This window comes from Pseudomonas costantinii (assembly GCF_001870435.1).
Lineage (GTDB): Bacteria > Pseudomonadota > Gammaproteobacteria > Pseudomonadales > Pseudomonadaceae > Aquipseudomonas > Aquipseudomonas costantinii.
Window position 1 is genome coordinate 154,136 of the sequence record NZ_MDDR01000036.1, and the last position, 18,318, is coordinate 172,453.

An 18,318-nucleotide genomic window follows, 5' to 3' on the forward strand; every position below is an offset into this window, starting at 1 on the left:
AGAGAAGTTCTGCTATTGGCGTCGGATGCGAGATTTTATGGCGTTGAATAATCTGATGACTGATTTTAATTGCGCGCCCGTTATCGAGCGCGCAATTGAGTCATTCAGGGTTGGAACGCGCCGATAAAGATCGCCGGGTCGACCCGTGCATCGTTAAGGCTGATGTTCCAATGCATATGTGGCCCGGTCGCACGGCCCGTCGAGCCGACCTTGCCCACCACCGCTCCACGTGCCAGTTGATCGCCGACTTTCACGTCGATCTTCGACATATGGCAGAACATACTGATGAAGCCCTGGCCGTGGTCGACAAACACGGTGTTGCCATTGAAAAAATAGTTGCCGGTCAGGATCACCTTGCCCGCCGCCGGGGTCTTGATCGGCGTACCGGCGCCTACCGCGAAGTCCAGGCCCGAGTGCGGATTGCGCTCCTCGCCATTAAAGAACCGGCGTACGCCAAACTTGCTCGACAGCGGCCCATTGACCGGCTTGTCCAGCAGCAAGTTGCTCGGCGTGTTCGGGCTGAAACTGCGGTAAGCCTTGAGCTGAACGGCCAGCTCGCCTTCGATGCGTTTGAGCTGCGCCGGGTCCGGGTTCACCTGGCTTTTGTTCTTCAGGGTGATGTGCTGCTCGGGGTATTTCTTGAAACCTACGACGAACGGCAGGTTTTGCGCGCCGCTGGTGATGCGCTGGGTGCCGGGTTTAACGGCCAGCGGGATGCCGACAATCGCCAGCCAGTTGTTCTGTTCCTTGACCACCAGCACCGGCCTGCTCAGGTAGGTGGCTTTAGGCGCCGTCGCCGACGTGCCGAGGTCGACCACTGCGACGCCACCAGGCACCGGCTTGTTCAGCAGCCGAGTGATGTAGCTGTCGGCGTGGGCATTGAGGGTCAGGCACAAAAGCATCAACAAACTGAGAAAACGTGGCATCAATCAATCCAATAGCGAAAGGGTGACGGGCGTCAGGTGGTTATCTTCCACCCGTACCTGCAATTGGCCTTCACCGAGGCGCGCGGTCAGCCGCTGCCCAGTGTGGGTTTGCGCGGCGTTGCGAATCGCCTGGCCGCGCTCGTCCAGCAAGATGCTGTAACCACGGCCCAAGGTTGCCAGGGGGCTGACCACCTGCAACGTCTGCACCTGGCTTTGCAGTTGCAGGCGGCGCGCCTTGAGGCCTTCGCGCATGGCGCGGGGCAGGCGTTCGGCAAGGCTGTCCAGGCGTTGGCGCAGCAAGGCCAACTGGCGGCCGGGGTGCTGGCCGGCGAGGCGGGTTTCCAGGCGGATCAACCGCTCGCGACGGGTATTGAGGCTGCGCTCGAAAGCACGGCGCAGGCGCATGTCCAGGTCATCCAGGCGCTGGGCTTGTTGGCGCAGACGTTCGCCGGGGTGGCGCAGGCGACGGGCCATGCCTTCCAGGCGCAGGCGGTCATGAGTCAGTCGATTACGCATCAGCATGACCAGTCGGCGGTGAAGGCTTTCGACTTGGCGTACCAGGTTGCTGGAATCCGGGGCGAGTAATTCAGCCGCGGCGGAGGGGGTTGGTGCGCGTACGTCGGCCACAAAGTCACTGATCGACACGTCGGTTTCATGGCCGACGGCGCTGACGATTGGCGTGACGCACGCGTCCACCGCGCGCGCGACGGCTTCTTCGTTGAAGCACCAGAGGTCTTCCAGCGAACCGCCGCCACGGGCCAGGATCAACGCATCAAAACCTCGCGAGTCGGCCAGCTTCAGCGCACGCACAATCTGCGGGATCGCTTCGCGGCCTTGAACGGCGGTGGGGATCAATGTCAGCTGCACTTGTGGCGCACGGCGACGGAACACGCTGATGATGTCGCGGATTACCGCGCCGGTCGGTGAACTGATAATGCCGATACGCTGCGGATGGGCCGGCAACGGCACCTTGCGCTCGGCACTGAACAGGCCTTCGGCGCTGAGCTTTTCCTTCAGTGCATCGAACGCCAAGCGCAGCGCACCGTCACCGGCAGGCTCCACGGTGTCGAGGATCAGCTGGTAGTCGCCGCGGCCTTCAAACAGCGAGACCTTGCCGCGTACCTTCACCGCCAGGCCATCCTTCAACGCCTGGCGCACCTTTGCGGCATTGTTGCGGAACAGCGCGCAACGCACTTGGGCGCCGCTGTCCTTGAGGGTGAAATACACATGGCCGGAGGCCGGGCGGGCGAGGTTGGAGATTTCGCCTTCGACCCAGATATTGGTGAACACGTCTTCCAGCAACACCCGCGCGCGGCCGTTGAGCTGGCTGACAGTCAGGACTTCGCGGTCCAGGCCCAAGCGGGCAAAAGGATCTTTAATCATGGGCGGCAGTTTATAGGCAATCGTGCAAGGTTTGGCAGAATTGCTCCACCAATGCACTTGGCGTTTGGTGGCAAGCCAGGGCCACGGTGCTGAGGCAATCCGGGTCGGCCAGGGGCAAAAAGTGCACGCTGGTGGGGGCGATGTCTTGCATGGATTTTGGTAACAAGGCAATACCGAAGCCAGCCTGAATCAACTGCAACTGGGTGGTCTTGCGCGACATCACACGCGCCGCCTTGGGGAAAAATCCCGCGCGCATGCACAACTCGGCTGACAGATAACTCAAGCCGCCGCGCTGGGGATGGGGGATCGAGATAAACGCTTCGTCCTTGAGCTGTTCCAGTTCGACCGGTGTGTGGCTGCGCGCCAGCGGGTGATTCGGCGGCACCGCCAGCAATAACTGCTCACTGTATAAAGGCACCACACGTACGCCTTCGCGCTGGCGCAACACTGGCAGGCGTAACAGTCCGACTTCCAGGCGGCCGTCGGCGATTTCCTCCAGTTGCGCTTCGGAGGACAGTTTGACGATATCCATCGACACCCCAGGGCAGCGCTCCAGCCAGGTGCTGATGCCTTGCAGCACGAGCCCGCTCATCGGCACGGTGCTCGAATGGCTCAGGCGCAGGGTGCCGAGTTGGCCATTACCGATTTGGGTGGTCATCTCGCTGGCTTTGAGCAGCTCACTGAGCAGGTTGCGCGCCCGCGGATAGAAGGCTTCACCGGCAGCCGTCAGCCGAGGCTGGCGCGCGGTGCGTTCGAACAGTGGGGTTTGCAGCTGGGTTTCCAGCTCCTTGATCTGTCGGCTCAGGGCTGATTGCGCCACGAACAGGCGCTCGGCGGCGGCACTGAAGCTGCCACTGTCGGCGATTTCAACGAAGTAGCGCAGTTGGCGAGTGGAGATCACGCGTCATGCCTTTTCGAGATGGGTGGAGGGCTTTGAAGATATTAGTCGCAACACTCGCCGATGGCTAAAGTGAAGGCTATCTCTTTGAAGGAATAACCCATGAGCCCGGTTGAGCTGATGAGTCAGTGGTCGTTTGGCGGTGTGGATTGGCTGGTGATCGGCCTGGCTGTGCTCGTGGCCTATATCGTTTTTGGCATCGCCGGGTTCGGCACGGCGCTGGTGGCGGGGCCAATCCTGATTGTGTTTATGCCGCTGTCGAAGATCATCCCGCTGTTGGTACTGCTGGATTTCGTTGCGGCTTTTGGCAACCTGCTGCAATCGCGGCGGGACGTGAACAAGCCGGAGTTGTTGCGGTTGCTGCCATGCATGGCAATTGGCTGCACGCTGGGCGTGATCTTTTTGCTCAACCTGCATTCGAATCTGTTGCTGCTATTAATGGGGTTGTTTATCAGCGCCTACGCGATTTACAGCCTGGCGGTAAAAGCCCGTCCGACGCAGTTGGCGGCAGGCTGGTCTATTCCCATGGGCACCGTCGGCGGTTTGTTTGGCGCGTTGTTTGGCAGTGGCGGCTTTTTATATGCCATTTATCTGAACAGTCGCCTGCCCAAGGACGCGGCGCGGGCTACTCAAAGTGCGTTGATCAGTTGCAGCACCGTGGTGCGCCTCAGCCTGTTCCTGATCGCCGGGGTGTATGCTGACTTGTCGCTGTTGATGTTGGCGCTGTGCCTGTTTCCGGCGATGGCCCTGGGGCTGTGGTGTGGGCGCAGGCTGACGATGCGCATGTCTCGTGAAGCCTTTGTACGGCTGGTGACGTGGCTGGTGCTGGCGAGCGGTATTGCGTTGATAGGGCGCTACTTGAGCACTTGACCTGCGGGTGCCAAGGATTAAGCTGCCCGCCGCAGAAATCTATTTGGCACCGTGATCCCATGAACTCCCAAAGCATCCTTGTCCCGAAAATCTCCACCTTACCCGTCCACGAACCCCGGGCCCGGGCGATCGTGCGTTGGCTGGTGCGCAAGAACATCATCAAGGACGAGTTGACCACCTGCGGGCGCACTGGCAATCGCATGGCCTACGCCCTGGCTGACGGTGCCCGCGCGGTGGTGTTACACCCGCAAGCGCTGCCGTTCAACGAACCGGTCAACGGGTTGGAGATCATCTACAAGCGCTGCATCTATACCCCGGCCAAGGGCTTTCTTGAAGAAGCCGGTTGCCCGGAGTGCCGCAAGGAAGTCGGCGAAGCGCTGTTCGAAAGCCTGGAAGACTGGATGCCCGGTCACACCGACAATTTCACTTGTCCGCTGTGTGGGCATGAAGATGACATCAACGGGTTTCTGTTCCTGCAGGAATGCGGATTCTCCAATCTCGGGTTCATCTTCAATAATTGGGCGGAGGCGGGGTTCAAACAGAGCTTTATCGACGAATTTGCCGATTGGCTGGACCAGAAGATGAGTTGGGTCAAAGTCGAACTTTAATCGTTCCCACGCTCCGCGTGGGAATGCCGCCCTGGACGCTCCGCGTACGCTCTTAAGGTCGTGACGCGGAGCGTCACAGGATGCATTCCCACGCGGAGCGTAGGAACGATCAGTGTTCAAAAAATATCCATCTATCAGTATTACCAAGTTTGTCAGAGTTTTACATTGAGCCAGGCAGGGTGCATGTATATAATGGCGCGCTTCCATTTTCCCGCTCGGGAGCCCCCGCGATGCTGCGTATCAGCCAAGAAGCTCTGACATTCGACGACATTCTCTTAGTGCCCGGTTATTCCGAGGTGCTTCCTAACGAAGTCAGTCTCAAGACCCGCCTAACCCGTGGCATCGAGCTGAATATTCCTCTGGTTTCTGCTGCCATGGACACCGTCACCGAAGCCCGTTTGGCAATCGCCATGGCTCAGGAAGGCGGCATCGGCATTATCCACAAGAACATGACCATCGAGCAGCAAGCTGCCGAAGTGCGCAAGGTCAAGCGTTACGAAGCCGGTGTGGTGAAAGATCCAATCACCATCGAGGCCGACGCCACCGTGCGTGACCTGTTCGACCTGACCCGCCTGCACAACATCTCCGGTGTACCGGTGCTGCACGACGGCGACCTGGTTGGCATCGTCACTTCCCGTGACGTGCGCTTCGAAAACCGCCTTGAAATCACCGTCCGTGAAGTGATGACGCCCAAAGAGCGCCTGGTCACTGTCCGCGAAGGTGCCGACAAGGACGACGCTCGTGAATTGCTGCACAAGCACCGTATCGAGCGCGTGCTGATCGTCGACGGCAAATTTGCCCTCAAAGGCATGATGACCGTCAACGACATCGAAAAAGCCAAGGCTTACCCACTGGCCAGCAAGGATGACCAAGGTCGTCTGCGTGTTGGCGCCGCCGTCGGTACCGGTAAAGACACCGGCGACCGTGTTGCGGCCCTGGTCGCTGCCGGCGTTGACGTGGTGGTGGTCGACACTGCCCACGGTCACTCCAAAGGTGTGATCGACCGCGTTCGTTGGGTCAAACAGAATTTCCCTGAAGTGCAAGTGATCGGCGGCAACATTGCCACCGGCGCAGCAGCCAAGGCCCTGGCCGAAGCGGGCGCTGACGCAGTCAAGGTCGGTATCGGCCCAGGCTCGATCTGCACCACCCGTATCGTCGCTGGTGTAGGCGTGCCGCAAATCAGCGCCATCGCCAACGTCGCCGCTGCCCTTGAAGGCACCGGCGTTCCGTTGATCGCCGACGGCGGCATCCGTTTCTCCGGTGACCTGTCCAAGGCCATCGTAGCCGGTGCATCCTGCGTGATGATGGGCTCGATGTTCGCAGGTACTGAAGAAGCGCCAGGCGAGATCGAACTGTTCCAGGGTCGCTCATACAAGGCTTATCGCGGCATGGGTTCGCTGGGCGCCATGTCCCAGGCTCAAGGCTCTTCCGATCGTTACTTCCAGGACTCCTCGGCAGGCGCCGAGAAGCTCGTACCGGAAGGCATCGAAGGCCGTGTTCCTTACAAAGGCACCCTGAGCGCGATCATCCATCAACTGATGGGCGGCCTGCGTTCCTCGATGGGCTACACCGGCAGCGCCGACATCGAAGAAATGCGCACCAAGCCAGAGTTCGTGCGGATCACCGGCGCCGGCATGGCTGAATCCCATGTCCACGACGTGCAGATCACCAAGGAAGCGCCAAACTACCGCGTAGGTTGATGCTTCCTGCAAACTGTTAAGTAACCGGGGCTGTTTTATTCAGCCCCGAGTTGTTTCTGATTCACTAGACGAGACTGACTTCATGGCCCTCGACATTCACGCCCACCGCATCCTGATCCTCGACTTCGGTTCCCAGTACACCCAGCTGATTGCTCGCCGCGTGCGTGAAATCGGCGTGTACTGCGAACTGCATCCGTTCGACATGGACGACGAAGCGATTCGCGAATTCGCCCCTAAAGGCGTCATCCTCGCCGGTGGCCCCGAGTCCGTGCACGAAGCCAACAGCCCGCGCTGCCCGCAAGCCGTATTCGACCTGGGCGTACCGGTCTTCGGTATCTGCTACGGCATGCAAACCATGGCTGAACAGCTGGGTGGCAAGGTCGAAGGTTCCGAGCTGCGTGAATTCGGTTATGCCCGTGTAGATGTGGTCGGCAAGAGCCGCCTGCTGGACGGCATCGAAGACCACGTCGACGCCGACGGCCTGTTCGGCCTCGACGTGTGGATGAGCCACGGTGACAAGGTCACCAAGATGCCGGAAGACTTCCACATCCTGGCCAGCACCCCGAGCTGCCCGATCGCCGGCATGTTCAGCGACGAGCGTCGTTACTACGGCGTGCAGTTCCACCCGGAAGTGACCCACACCAAGCAAGGCGGCCGCATCCTGTCGCGCTTCATCCTCGACATCTGCGAGTGTGAAGCCCTGTGGACCCCGTCGAAAATCGCTGAAGACGCCATTGCCAGCGTGCGCGCCCAAGTCGGCACCGACAACGTACTGCTCGGCCTGTCCGGCGGTGTTGACTCCTCCGTGGTTGCCGCGCTGCTGCACAAAGCCATCGGCGACCAACTGACCTGCGTCTTCGTCGACAACGGCCTGCTGCGTCTGCACGAAGGCGAGCAAGTGATGGCCATGTTCGCCGAGAACATGGGCGTCAAAGTGATCCGCGCCAACGCTGAGGACCAGTTCCTCAACAACCTGGCCGGCGAGTCCGACCCAGAGAAGAAGCGCAAGATCATCGGCCGCACCTTCATCGACGTCTTTGATGCCCAGGCCACCAGCCTGGACAACATCAAGTACCTCGCCCAGGGCACCATCTACCCTGACGTGATCGAGTCGGCCGGCGCCAAGAGCGGCAAGGCCCACGTGATCAAGTCCCACCACAACGTGGGTGGCCTGCCTGAGGAAATGAACCTCAAGCTGGTAGAACCGCTGCGCGAACTGTTCAAGGACGAAGTCCGCCGTCTGGGCCTGGAACTCGGCCTGCCGTACGACATGGTCTATCGCCACCCATTCCCAGGCCCAGGCCTGGGCGTGCGGATCCTCGGTGAAGTGAAAAAGGAATACGCCGACCTGCTGCGTCGCGCCGACCACATCTTCATCGAAGAACTGCGCAAGGCCGACTGGTACCACAAAGTCAGCCAGGCATTCGTGGTGTTCCAACCGGTGAAATCGGTTGGCGTTGTTGGCGATGGCCGTCGTTACGCCTGGGTAGTTGCCCTGCGTGCTGTAGAAACCATCGACTTCATGACCGCCCGTTGGGCACACCTGCCGTACGAACTGCTGGAGACTGTCAGCGGCCGTATCATCAATGAGATCGAAGGCATCTCGCGCGTGACGTATGACGTGTCGAGCAAGCCGCCGGCGACGATTGAGTGGGAGTGATCCTGCGATAGCAGGTGAGTACTGAAATACAAAACCCCGGCCTTGAGCCGGGGTTTTGTGTTTTGGGCGTTTGTTTACCGCCGCGCAATATCTGAAAAGTAAAACTTATCCAACGTATGCCGCGACTCGGTGTACTCAAACTGCCTTCCGTCCTGCAAAAACGTCTGGTTGCTCACCACAATCACATGGCTTTGCCCATCCAGATCCAGATGCGCCTGATCGTCCTTGCTACGGGGCAGGGCTTCGATGGTGCGTTGGGCGTAGCTGATCTGCAATTGCAGCGTTTGCTCGATAAACGCGTAGATCGACTGTTCGGCGATATCGCGGTCCAAGCCTGGGATCAGGTCGGCGACGAAGTGGTTGATGTCGAGAATCACCCGTTTGCCGCCAATCCGCCGTACCCGTTTGATGCGGGTGATCAGTGCGCCGGCTTCGGCTTCGATGTGTTGCAGCAGTGAACCTTCCAGCGGGAACTGGGTGAATTCGACGACTTCGGTGCGTACGTCATCGCCCAGGTCGGCGTGGGTTTCGTGGAAGCTGACGATACCGCCCAGTTGAAATTCAATGGGGTTAGGCGACAGCACGAAGGTGCCTTTGCCGTGGATTTTTTGCGCAAACCCACGTTCCTGCAACTGCTCGATGGCACGGCGCACGGTGCCACGGCTGGCTTGGTAGGCGTCCATCAGTTCTGTTTCGGAGGGAAGGCGCGTGCCGCGTTGCAGGCGTTCAGTGGTGATGCTGGCAAGCAGATCCGTATAGATCTGGTTGTATTTGCTCATGGGGATGGCTCTGTGCCCGACTTGGTGAAGGTGAACTGTGCGTTCAAGGCAGGAACCTTAGTGGCACGGGTGGGGTTTGTCCATTGGACCCAGGTGGAAGAAAGGAAAAGTCTGACTGCAAATTCAGAAAAATAAACTATTTGTAACTCGTACAGACGAGTTGTTGCTTTAACTCGTACAGACGAGTACTTTTGCCCTCGGCGTGCTGCCAATGACTGCCCTCAAATAAAAAAATCAAAGTGGAAACCAAGCATGAGCCACGACTATTCGAATATTGCCCGCGAGATTCTCGAGCACCTCGGGGGCAGCGATAACCTAGAGCAAGCTGCCCACTGCGTGACCCGCCTGCGCCTGGCGCTCAAGGATCCAAGCCGGGTCAACAGCAGTGCGCTGAACCAGGTCGATCTGGTCAAGGGTTCGTTCTTCACCGGTGGCCTGTTCCAGGTGGTCATCGGCCCTGGCGAAGTGGAGAAGGTCTATGCCGCCCTGCGCGAACAGACCGGCCTCGCCGCCGCCACCATTGCTGACGTCAAGCAGAAGGGCGCCGACAAAACCAATGCCATGCAGCGTCTGGTGCGGGTGTTCTCCGATGTGTTCATGCCGATCCTGCCCGCGCTGATCATTGCCGGTCTGTTGATGGGCGTGAACAACCTGATGGGCGCCAAGGGCATGTTCATTGAGGGCAAGACACTGCTGGAGGCCTATCCGAACCTGGATGGCCTGTGGAGCCTGATCAACCTGATGGCCAACACCTCGTTCGTGTTCCTGCCGGCGCTGGTGGGGTGGTCGGCGGCCAAGCGGTTTGGTGGCAGTGAAATCCTCGGCATCGTGCTCGGCTTGATGCTGGTACACCCTGACCTGCTTAACGCCTGGAACTACGGCAAGGCAGTCGCCGGTCTGGACGGCCAGAGCCTGCCGTACTTCGATATTTTCGGCTGGTTCAAGATCGAAAAAGTTGGGTATCAGGGGCAGATCCTGCCGATCCTGATGGCGGCCTATGTGATGAGCGTCATTGAGAAATGGCTGCGGGCGCGGGTGCCCAACGCGATTCAACTGCTGGTTGTACCGATCACCACCATCGTGGTCACCGGCGTGCTGGCCCTGGCGATTATCGGCCCGGTGACCCGTCACCTCGGCATTCTGATCACCGAAGGCGTGGTCACCCTGTTTGACTTGGCGCCGATGGTCGGCGGGGCAATTTTCGGCCTGCTGTATGCGCCGTTGGTGATCACCGGCATGCACCACATGTTCCTCGCCGTAGACCTGCAGCTTATTTCTACTCAGGGCGGCACGTTTATCTGGCCGATGATCGTGATGTCCAACCTGGCCCAGGGCAGTGCGGCACTCGGTGTGTTCTACATGAGCCGCAACGCGCGGGACAAAAGCATGGCTTCGACCTCGGCGATTTCCGCGTATTTCGGCATCACTGAACCGGCGATGTTTGGGGTGAACCTGCGCTTCAAGTTTCCGTTCTATGCCGCCTTGCTCGGCTCAGCACTGGGCAGCATTTTCCTGTCGCTTAACAAAGTGCAGGCGTCGGCCATCGGCGTCGGTGGCTTGCCCGGTTTTATCTCGATCATTCCGCAGTACATCCCGAGTTTTGTGATTGGGATGGTCATCGCGATTGTGGTGCCGTTTGTTTTGACCTGTGCCTTGAGCATGAAGATCGTGCGCCCGGGATATCGGGTCGCCTGATTGATCGCTATCGCAGGCGAGCCAGCTCCCACAGTTGATCGTATTCCAAGTTGAAGGAGTTCCCATGCAAAACTGGCAACACTCGGTGATCTACCAGATCTACCCCAAAAGCTTCCACAGCCACGCGGGTAACGCCACCGGTGACCTGCTGGGGATCGTGGATAAACTCGATTACCTGAAATGGCTGGGCGTTGATTGCCTGTGGATCACCCCGTTCCTGCGCTCGCCGCAACGCGACAACGGCTACGACATCAGTGACTACTACGCCATCGACCCCAGCTACGGGACCATGGCCGACTGCGATTTGCTGATCAGCGAAGCGGCCAAGCGCGGCATCAAGCTGATGCTCGATATTGTGGTCAACCACACCTCCATCGAGCATGAGTGGTTCCAACAAGCGCGCAGCAGCCTCGATAACCCATACCGCGATTTCTACATCTGGCGCGACCAGCCGAATAACTGGGAATCCAAGTTCGGTGGTTCGGCCTGGGAATACGAGGCACAAACCGGCCAGTACTTCCTGCACCTGTTCGACCACACCCAGGCCGACCTGAATTGGGACAACCCCAAGGTGCGCGCCGAGGTGTTCAAGTTGATGCGTTTCTGGCGCGACAAGGGTGTGGGCGGTTTCCGCCTGGACGTGATCAACCTGATCTCCAAGCCCGCCGATTTCCCGGAAGACAATAGCGACGGTCGCCGTTTCTACACCGACGGCCCGAACGTGCATGAATACCTGCAGGAAATGCACCGCGAAGTCTTCGAAGGGCATGAACTGATCAACGTCGGCGAGATGTCGTCCACCAGCCTCGAGCACTGCATCCGCTACTCGCGGCCGGAGTCGAAAGAGCTGTCGATGACCTTTAACTTTCATCACCTGAAAGTCGATTATCCGAACCTGCAAAAGTGGGTGAAGGCGGACTTTGATTTCCTGCAGCTCAAGCAAATTTTCTCCGACTGGCAACTGGGCATGCAGGCCGGTGGCGGCTGGAACGCGCTGTTCTGGTGTAACCACGACCAGCCGCGCGTGGTCTCGCGGTTTGGTGACGACGGAGAGCATCGCGTGGTCTCGGCCAAGATGCTCGCCACCGCGCTGCACTTCCTCCAAGGCACGCCGTATGTGTACCAGGGCGAAGAGTTGGGCATGACAGATCCGGGCTTCGACACAATCTCGCAGTACCGCGATGTGGAGACCCTGAACATCTTCCGCCTCAAGCGTGAGGCGGGGGAGTCCGAGGCGTCGAGTATGGCGGCGATCATGCAGAAGTCCCGCGACAACGGGCGTACGCCGATGCAGTGGAGCACCCAAGCTAATGCCGGTTTCAGCACGGGCGAACCGTGGATTGGCATCCCCGCCAATGCGGCGCAGATCAACGTCGAAAGCCAATTGGATGACCCGGATTCGGTGCTGTATCACTACCGCGCGTTGATCGCGTTGCGTCGTCACGAACCGCTGATTCAGGAAGGCGTTTACCGCCAACTGCTGCAAGACCACCTGCAAGTCTGGGCCTACCTGCGCGAAGGCCATGGCGAGCGCCTGTTGGTGCTCAACAACTTCTACGGCACGCCGTGCGAAATCCAACTGCCCGACCACGTGATCAGTGCGGCGAAAGAGCAACGCCTGCTGATCAGCAACTACCCCGACTGCCCGCAACGCACGGCGACGGTAACGCTACGCCCTTACGAATCCTTTGTGCTGCACCTCAAGGACTGAGGTCCGTAGCAGCTGTCGAGCGCCAGCGAGGCTGCGTCAGGCGCGACTCGGTGCCAGCGTCTGGCGTGATTACGGCGGTGTGGCCAACGCAGCCTCGCTGGCAGCTCGACAGCTGCTACGTAAAGTCGCGAGTTGGACCCTGTGTGGGAGCACAGGAAGCTTCAAAAAAACATAATAAAAATATCGGAGTGCTTCATGAAAACAACAATAAAGCTGGGCCTCATTGCGTCGTGTCTCACCGCTCCATTTGCCGCTCAGGCCCTGGAATTTGCCGGTTACTTGCGCAGTGGCGCGGGCACTTCAACGGGCAGTGGCAAGCAGCAGTGCTTCCAGTTGCCGGGGGCGCAATCGAAGTACCGTTTGGGTAACGAATGTGAGCAGTACGCCGAATTGGAATTGCGCCAGGACCTGCTGACTCTCGACGATGGCTCGGTGCTCAGCGTCGATGCCATGGCATCTCTCTACAACAAATACGACCGCGCCCTGAAATTCCAGGGCGACGACAACGGCTCGGCGCGCATGCCGCAGATGTATGCGCAATGGTCCAACCTGCCTAGCCTCAATGGCGGTTCGGTGTGGGCCGGTCGACGTTACTACAAACGTAATGACATCCATATTTCCGACTTCTACTACTGGAACCAGAGCGCCACGGGCGGTGGTGTTGAGGACGTACTGATTGGCGACCTCAAATACAGCTACGCCATTTCCCGCAAGGACAACCTGTACCAGAAAGAATACGCCACCCGTCACGACTTCAACGTGGCTGGCTTCAAGACCAACCCCGGCGGCGAGCTGGAATTTGGCTTGAGCTACATCGATAAAGCCGGCGGTCGCGACGCCAACAGCGGTTGGGCGATCACGGCGCAGCATGTGCAAAAACCTTTCCTGGGTGGCAAGAACAAATTCGCCTTGCAGTACGGCGAAGGCCCCGGCACCGGCCTTGGTTATACCGGCGATACCACCTTGGACAACAGCAGCAAAAGCTACCGCGCCGTGGAGTTTTTCGACTGGCAGGTGACCCCGCGTTTCGGCGGGCAGATCGAAGCGGTGTACCAGAAAGATATCCGCCCCGGCAGCCAGGACCAGACCTGGATGTCCATCGGTGTGCGACCGGCGTATGCCATCAGTGAGCAGTTCAAGCTGGTCACCGAACTTGGGCATGATCAAGTCGAGGCCACCGGCGGTACGCGCAAGCTGAGCAAATTTACCTTCGCCCCGACCTGGTCGCCCAAAGGCCCGGATTTCTGGGCGCGGCCCGAAGTGCGTTTGTACTACACCTATGCAACCTGGAACGAAGCGGCCAAGCGCGCGGCGAATGAACTGGCGGCGGGTTCGGCGTTGTCCGATACCGGCGCTTACGGCACGGCGTTGCATGGGTCGAATTTTGGTGTGCAGGTTGAGTATTGGTGGAAGTAATCCATCCTCCGCCCAATGATTTTTACAGAACAAAACAGCAGGTGAAATCATGACCACAACTCAACCCCTGGAACTGCTGGCGCCCCTGTCCGGGGTGCTGCTGGCGCTGGATCAGGTGCCGGACCCGGTGTTCGCCAGCCGCCTGATCGGCGACGGCCTGTGCATCGACCCGACCTCGCAGACCCTCTGTGCGCCGTTGGCCGGGGTGATCAGCAATATCCAGGACAGTGGTCATGCGGTCAGCGTTACCGACGACAACGGCGTCCAGGTGCTGATGCATATCGGCCTGGACACCGTGAACCTGGCGGGCCAGGGCTTCACTCGGCTGGTGCAGGAAGGCCAGCGGGTGGAGGCCGGGCAACCGCTGATTGAATTCGATGCGGACTATGTGGCCCTCAATGCACGTAGTTTGCTGACGTTGATGTTGGTGGTCAGCGGCGAGCCGTTTGTGCTTTTGACTCCGGATAACGGCCTGGTAGATGTGGGCCAACCGCTGCTGCAGGTTTCGCCGGGCGATGTGGCAGAGGACGCGGTGGAGGGGGAGGGTGACGCACTGTTCTCCAAGCCGCTGACCTTGCCCAATGCCAACGGTTTGCACGCGCGGCCTGCGGCGGTGTTTGCCCAGGCGGCGAAGGGCTTCAACGCAAGCATTTACCTGCACAAGCAAACCCAGAGCGCCAACGCAAAATCCTTGGTGGCGATCATGGCGTTGCAAACCGCACAGGGTGACACCTTGCAAGTGAGCGCGGCGGGTGACGATGCCGACGTGGCAATCAAAGCGCTGGTTGCCTTGTTGGCTGAAGGGTGCGGCGAAACGGTTGCGGCACCGGCTGTGGTGGTTGAACCCGTCGCACCTGTGTCGTCGGCGACGTTGCTGCGTGGCGTGTGTGCGTCGCCGGGGTCGGCGTTTGGTCAGGTGGTTCAGGTGGCCGAACCTGAGTTGATCATCACCGAAGCAGGCACCGGCCAAGTCGCTGAGCGCGCCGCGTTGACCCGCGCGTTGCTGGACGCGACCACGGGCCTGCAAGTACTGCAGGCCAAGGCATCAGGCCGCCCCCAGGGCGATATTTTTCGCGCGCATCAAGAGCTGTTGGAAGACCCATCGCTGTTGGAGCAAGCCAACGAATTGCTGATGCGAGGCAAGAGCGCGGCGTTTGCCTGGAAGCAAGCCACTGACGCCACCGCCATCTTGTTCCAGAACTCAGGCAGTGCGCTGCTCGCCGAGCGCGCGGCGGACCTGGCCGATGTCGGCAAGCGCGTGTTGAGGCTTGTACTCGGTATTCAGGACAGTGCCTGGGATCTCCCGGAGCGGACGATCCTGATCGCCGAGCAACTGACCCCCTCGCAAACCGCCAGCCTCGATACGCGCAAGGTGCTGGGGTTTGTCACCGTCGGCGGCGGTGCGACCAGCCATGTCGCGATCCTCGCCCGTGCCCTCGGCCTGCCGGCCATCTGCGGTGTACCGGCTCAAGTCTTGACGTTGGCCAACGGCAAACAGGTATTGCTCGACGCTGACAAAGGCGAGCTGCATCTGGACCCGAACCTGGCCGAAATCGAACAACTGGACGCTGCGCGAAAACATCAAGTTCTGCGACGCCAGCGTGAAGTGGCGCAGGCTTCCTTACCCGCCACCACCCGCGACGGCCATCACGTCGAAGTCACGGCCAACGTCGCTTCGTTGCAGGAGGTGGAACAATCCCTGACCCTCGGCGGTGAAGGCGTCGGCCTGCTGCGCTCGGAGTTTCTCTACTTGGATCGCAGCCGTGCACCCAGCCTAGAGGAGCAAGCCGGTACTTACACCGCCATCGCCCGCGCTTTGGGCGCTGAGCGCAACCTCGTCGTGCGCACCCTGGACGTCGGCGGCGACAAACCGTTGGCCTACGTGCCGATGGAGGTCGAGACCAACCCCTTCCTCGGCTTGCGCGGTATTCGCCTGTGCCTGGAGCGTCCTGAGCTGCTGCGCGAACAATTTCGCGCAATCCTCGCCAGTGCCGGTTTCGCGCGGCTGCATATCATGTTGCCGATGGTCAGCCTGCTGTCGGAACTGCACCTGGCGCGGCAGATTCTTGAAGAAGAAGCGCTGGCGCTGGGGCTCACGGAGCTGCCGAAACTGGGGATCATGATCGAAGTGCCGTCCGCTGCATTGATGGCGGATGTGTTTGCGCCGCATGTGGATTTTTTCTCCATCGGCACCAATGACCTGACCCAATATACCCTGGCCATGGACCGCGACCATCCACGGCTGGCTAGCCAGGCCGACAGCTTTCACCCCTCGGTGCTGCGTCTGATCGCCACCACGGTCAAAGCCGCCCATGCCCATGGCAAGTGGGTGGGCGTGTGCGGCGCATTGGCGTCCGAAGCGCTGGCGGTGCCGGTGTTGATCGGGCTCGGCGTGGATGAGTTGTCGGTCAGCGTGCCGCTGATCCCGACCATCAAGGCCACCGTACGTGAGCTGGACCTGGCCGACTGCCAGATCATCGCCCGCCAGGTACTGGGCCTGGAAGAAGCCGCCCAAGTGCGCGAGGCCTTGCGCCTGTATCACGCGGCCACCGTTGAAACCTCACCCGTCGTGGAGCACTGAGCATGTTCGAGAAATTACAGCGGGCATTCTGGAAAGCCCTGACCCCGGATTTGGTTGCCGAGACGGTTGCTGCACCGGCGCAGGGTGTGTTGTCGGCCGATGTACTGAAGGCATTGGGTGGCGCGGATAATCTCAAGTCGCAACAGCACATAGCGCTGACGCGAGTGAGGGTGCAGTTGTTGGATGTTGCACGCTTGGATGGTGCTGCGCTAAAAGCGGCCGGTGTGCCGGGAGTGATGGTGTTGACCAGTGGAGTCGTGCACCTGATCACCGGCCTCTAATGATCGTTCCCATGCTCTGCGTGGGAATGCATCTTTGGACGCTCCGCGTCCGTTTTTAGAGTCGTGACGCGGAGCGCATTCCCACGTAGAGCGTGGGAACGATCAGCGCTTTACAACTGCGGGTTATCTTCCGGCGGCTTGGTCTTGTTCACGCCCGGCACATGCAGATTGCCTTCCACCACTTGGTTGCCTTCCAACTGCGGCTGGGTTACCCAAGTAAGAATGTCGTAGTAACGCCGGATGTTCGCCACAAAATGCACCGGCTCACCACCGCGGGCATAGCCATAGCGGGTCTTGCTGTACCACTGCTTCTGCGACAGGCGCGGCAGCATCTTCTTCACGTCCAGCCACTTGTTCGGGTTCAGGCCTTCTCGCTTCGCCAGCGTGCGTGCATCTTCCAGATGACCGGTGCCGACGTTGTAGGCGGCGAGGGCAAACCAGGTGCGATCCGGTTCGGCGATACTGTCGTCCAGTTCATCCTTGATCTTGGCCAGGTACTTGGCGCCGCCCATGATGCTTTGTTTGGCATCCAGGCGGTTGGATACGCCCATTGCCTGGGCGGTGTTCTGGGTCAGCATCATCAGGCCGCGCACGCCGGTCTTGGAGGTGACGGCCGGTTGCCACAGCGATTCCTGATAGCCGATGGCCGCCAATAGCCGCCAATCGACTTTTTCTTCCTTGGCGTAGGTTTTGAAGTGTTTTTCGTACTTGGGCAGGCGCTGCTGCAAGTGCTGGGCAAAGGTGTAGGCGCCGACATAACCAAGTACATCGACGTGCCCGTAGTAGCGGTCTTTAAGGCGCTGCAGGGTGCCGTTCTTTTCCACCTTGTCCAGGTAGCTGTTGATCTCGTTGAGCAGGCTGTTGTCATCACCCGCCGCCACGGCCCAGCTTTGGTTGCTGGCATTGCCGAGGTCGAACGCCACGCGCACGTTGGGGAAGTACACCTGGTTCATTGCGACTTCGTTGGAGTCCACCAGGGTCAGGTCGATTTGCCCCTCGTCCACCATGCGCAGCAGGTCGACTACCTCAACGGCGTCGGACTCTTCGTATTCAATCGCAGGGTTCTGTTTTTTCAGCTCCGCCAATTGCTCGGCATGGGTGCTGCCCTTGAGCACCATGATCTTCTTGCCCACCAGGTCCGCCGCGTTCGTCGGGCGGGACTGGCCGTTGCGGTAGATGATCTGCGGGGTCACTTCCAGGTACGGGTGAGAGAAGCGCACTTGTTGCTCGCGTTGCTCGCTGCTCACCAGACCAGCGGCAGCCAAGACCGGGCCGTTAGGTTTGCCCAATTGGCCGAACAGGTCGTCGAGGTTGTCGGCGGTTTCGATCTGAAGCTTCACCCCCAGGTCGTCGGCAAAACGCTTGACCAGTTCGTATTCGAAACCGGTTTCACCGTTGCGATCCTGAAAATAAGTGGCCGGGCTGTTTCGGGTAATCACCCGCAATACGCCATCCTCCTTGATTCGCTCGAGCGTGCTGGGTTTATCAACACAGGCGCTGAGCATCAGGAAGAGTCCGGTTGCGATGAGCCATTTGGCGCATCGCGGGCGTAAAGCAGTTGGGGAGAACATCTGCGCAGTATACGCAAACGACCCACGGCGCCATATCTCGACAGCAGGGGACTTGTCTGCTAGCGCCCGCAAAACCGGGCTGAAGCCCGCAGAAACGTGGGCTGGCGAGGGTTTGTGACGGTTAAAATAACTGTACGCCAACCCGTGGAAAACGCCCCGATACCGTGCAATTCGTGCCAACTGACGTTCGGCAGCGGCCAGCGGTACCGTTTCGGGTGCCGTTGGCGGCGGTTTACGCT

Annotated in this window: 14 protein-coding genes; 9 read left to right on the forward strand and 5 right to left on the reverse strand. The window is 59.8% G+C overall.

What is annotated here, in order from left to right:
- Positions 1 to 104: 104 nt before the first annotated feature.
- From BFL40_RS20970 to BFL40_RS20980, 3 genes are read right to left on the reverse strand one after another with little or no spacing between them, the layout of a single operon-like run.
- Positions 105 to 926, reverse strand: a complete 822-nt coding sequence (locus BFL40_RS20970; RefSeq protein WP_071485722.1) for a peptidoglycan DD-metalloendopeptidase family protein — start codon at positions 924 to 926, stop codon at positions 105 to 107.
- Positions 927 to 929: 3 nt separating this feature from the next.
- Positions 930 to 2,309: an exodeoxyribonuclease VII large subunit gene (xseA, locus tag BFL40_RS20975; RefSeq protein WP_071485723.1), complete on the reverse strand. Its 1,380-nt coding sequence runs from the start codon at positions 2,307 to 2,309 to the stop codon at positions 930 to 932.
- Between the two features lie 10 nt (positions 2,310 to 2,319).
- Positions 2,320 to 3,210, reverse strand: coding sequence for a LysR family transcriptional regulator (locus BFL40_RS20980; protein WP_071485724.1), 891 nt, complete (start codon positions 3,208 to 3,210; stop codon positions 2,320 to 2,322).
- Between the two features lie 99 nt (positions 3,211 to 3,309).
- Between BFL40_RS20980 and BFL40_RS20985 the strand changes: the two genes are divergently transcribed.
- From BFL40_RS20985 to guaA, 4 genes are all read left to right on the forward strand, one after another.
- Positions 3,310 to 4,077 carry a sulfite exporter TauE/SafE family protein gene (locus BFL40_RS20985; RefSeq protein ID WP_071485725.1) on the forward strand — a complete coding sequence of 256 codons (768 nt, stop codon included), beginning with the start codon at positions 3,310 to 3,312 and terminating at the stop codon, positions 4,075 to 4,077.
- Positions 4,078 to 4,136: 59 nt separating this feature from the next.
- The gene (locus BFL40_RS20990) at positions 4,137 to 4,685 is read left to right on the forward strand and encodes a sugar ABC transporter ATPase (protein ID WP_071485726.1); all 549 of its coding nucleotides are present in this window, start codon (positions 4,137 to 4,139) and stop codon (positions 4,683 to 4,685) included.
- A 230-nt stretch (positions 4,686 to 4,915) separates the two neighbouring features.
- Complete coding sequence (guaB, locus tag BFL40_RS20995; RefSeq protein WP_071485727.1) at positions 4,916 to 6,385, forward strand: IMP dehydrogenase; 1,470 nt, start codon at positions 4,916 to 4,918, stop codon at positions 6,383 to 6,385.
- Between the two features lie 82 nt (positions 6,386 to 6,467).
- Positions 6,468 to 8,045 (forward strand): glutamine-hydrolyzing GMP synthase, encoded by a 1,578-nt coding sequence (guaA, locus tag BFL40_RS21000; RefSeq protein ID WP_071485728.1) that lies wholly within the window; start codon positions 6,468 to 6,470, stop codon positions 8,043 to 8,045.
- 74 nt (positions 8,046 to 8,119) lie between these two features.
- On the opposite strand, the gene treR is transcribed toward guaA, so the two are convergent.
- Complete coding sequence (treR, locus tag BFL40_RS21005) at positions 8,120 to 8,824, reverse strand: trehalose operon repressor (RefSeq protein ID WP_071485729.1); 705 nt, start codon at positions 8,822 to 8,824, stop codon at positions 8,120 to 8,122.
- 252 nt (positions 8,825 to 9,076) lie between these two features.
- On the opposite strand from treR, the gene treP reads away from it, so the two are divergent.
- The 5 genes from treP to BFL40_RS21030 all read left to right on the forward strand — a co-directional run bounded on the left by treP (position 9,077) and on the right by BFL40_RS21030 (position 16,508).
- Positions 9,077 to 10,519 carry a PTS system trehalose-specific EIIBC component gene (gene treP / locus BFL40_RS21010; protein WP_071485730.1) on the forward strand — a complete coding sequence of 481 codons (1,443 nt, stop codon included), beginning with the start codon at positions 9,077 to 9,079 and terminating at the stop codon, positions 10,517 to 10,519.
- Between the two features lie 64 nt (positions 10,520 to 10,583).
- Positions 10,584 to 12,230: an alpha,alpha-phosphotrehalase gene (gene treC / locus BFL40_RS21015; RefSeq protein ID WP_071485731.1), complete on the forward strand. Its 1,647-nt coding sequence runs from the start codon at positions 10,584 to 10,586 to the stop codon at positions 12,228 to 12,230.
- Between the two features lie 195 nt (positions 12,231 to 12,425).
- The gene (locus tag BFL40_RS21020) at positions 12,426 to 13,646 is read left to right on the forward strand and encodes a maltoporin (protein WP_071485732.1); all 1,221 of its coding nucleotides are present in this window, start codon (positions 12,426 to 12,428) and stop codon (positions 13,644 to 13,646) included.
- 49 nt (positions 13,647 to 13,695) lie between these two features.
- Entirely contained in the window at positions 13,696 to 16,227 is a 2,532-nt protein-coding gene (gene ptsP, locus BFL40_RS21025) for a phosphoenolpyruvate--protein phosphotransferase (protein WP_071485733.1), read from the forward strand.
- A 2-nt stretch (positions 16,228 to 16,229) separates the two neighbouring features.
- On the forward strand, positions 16,230 to 16,508 hold the full coding sequence (locus BFL40_RS21030) for a PTS sugar transporter subunit IIB (RefSeq protein ID WP_071485734.1): 279 nt from the start codon (positions 16,230 to 16,232) through the stop codon (positions 16,506 to 16,508).
- 110 nt (positions 16,509 to 16,618) lie between these two features.
- On the opposite strand, the gene mltF is transcribed toward BFL40_RS21030, so the two are convergent.
- A complete protein-coding gene (gene mltF / locus BFL40_RS21035; protein WP_071485735.1) occupies positions 16,619 to 18,079 on the reverse strand; it encodes a membrane-bound lytic murein transglycosylase MltF in 1,461 nt (486 codons plus the stop codon).
- Positions 18,080 to 18,318: the final 239 nt, after the last annotated feature.

Excerpts from the sequence above, each read along its gene's own strand:
- BFL40_RS20970 (WP_071485722.1), bottom strand. The coding sequence starts at position 926 with ATGCCACGTTTTCTCAGTTTGTTGATGCTTTTGTGCCTGACCCTCAAT.
- xseA (WP_071485723.1), bottom strand. The coding sequence starts at position 2,309 with ATGATTAAAGATCCTTTTGCCCGCTTGGGCCTGGACCGCGAAGTCCTG.
- BFL40_RS20985 (WP_071485725.1), top strand. The coding sequence starts at position 3,310 with ATGAGCCCGGTTGAGCTGATGAGTCAGTGGTCGTTTGGCGGTGTGGAT.
- BFL40_RS20990 (WP_071485726.1), top strand. The coding sequence starts at position 4,137 with ATGAACTCCCAAAGCATCCTTGTCCCGAAAATCTCCACCTTACCCGTC.
- guaB (WP_071485727.1), top strand. The coding sequence starts at position 4,916 with ATGCTGCGTATCAGCCAAGAAGCTCTGACATTCGACGACATTCTCTTA.
- guaA (WP_071485728.1), top strand. The coding sequence starts at position 6,468 with ATGGCCCTCGACATTCACGCCCACCGCATCCTGATCCTCGACTTCGGT.
- treR (WP_071485729.1), bottom strand. The coding sequence starts at position 8,824 with ATGAGCAAATACAACCAGATCTATACGGATCTGCTTGCCAGCATCACC.
- treP (WP_071485730.1), top strand. The coding sequence starts at position 9,077 with ATGAGCCACGACTATTCGAATATTGCCCGCGAGATTCTCGAGCACCTC.
- treC (WP_071485731.1), top strand. The coding sequence starts at position 10,584 with ATGCAAAACTGGCAACACTCGGTGATCTACCAGATCTACCCCAAAAGC.
- BFL40_RS21020 (WP_071485732.1), top strand. The coding sequence starts at position 12,426 with ATGAAAACAACAATAAAGCTGGGCCTCATTGCGTCGTGTCTCACCGCT.
- ptsP (WP_071485733.1), top strand. The coding sequence starts at position 13,696 with ATGACCACAACTCAACCCCTGGAACTGCTGGCGCCCCTGTCCGGGGTG.
- BFL40_RS21030 (WP_071485734.1), top strand. The coding sequence starts at position 16,230 with ATGTTCGAGAAATTACAGCGGGCATTCTGGAAAGCCCTGACCCCGGAT.
- mltF (WP_071485735.1), bottom strand. The coding sequence starts at position 18,079 with ATGTTCTCCCCAACTGCTTTACGCCCGCGATGCGCCAAATGGCTCATC.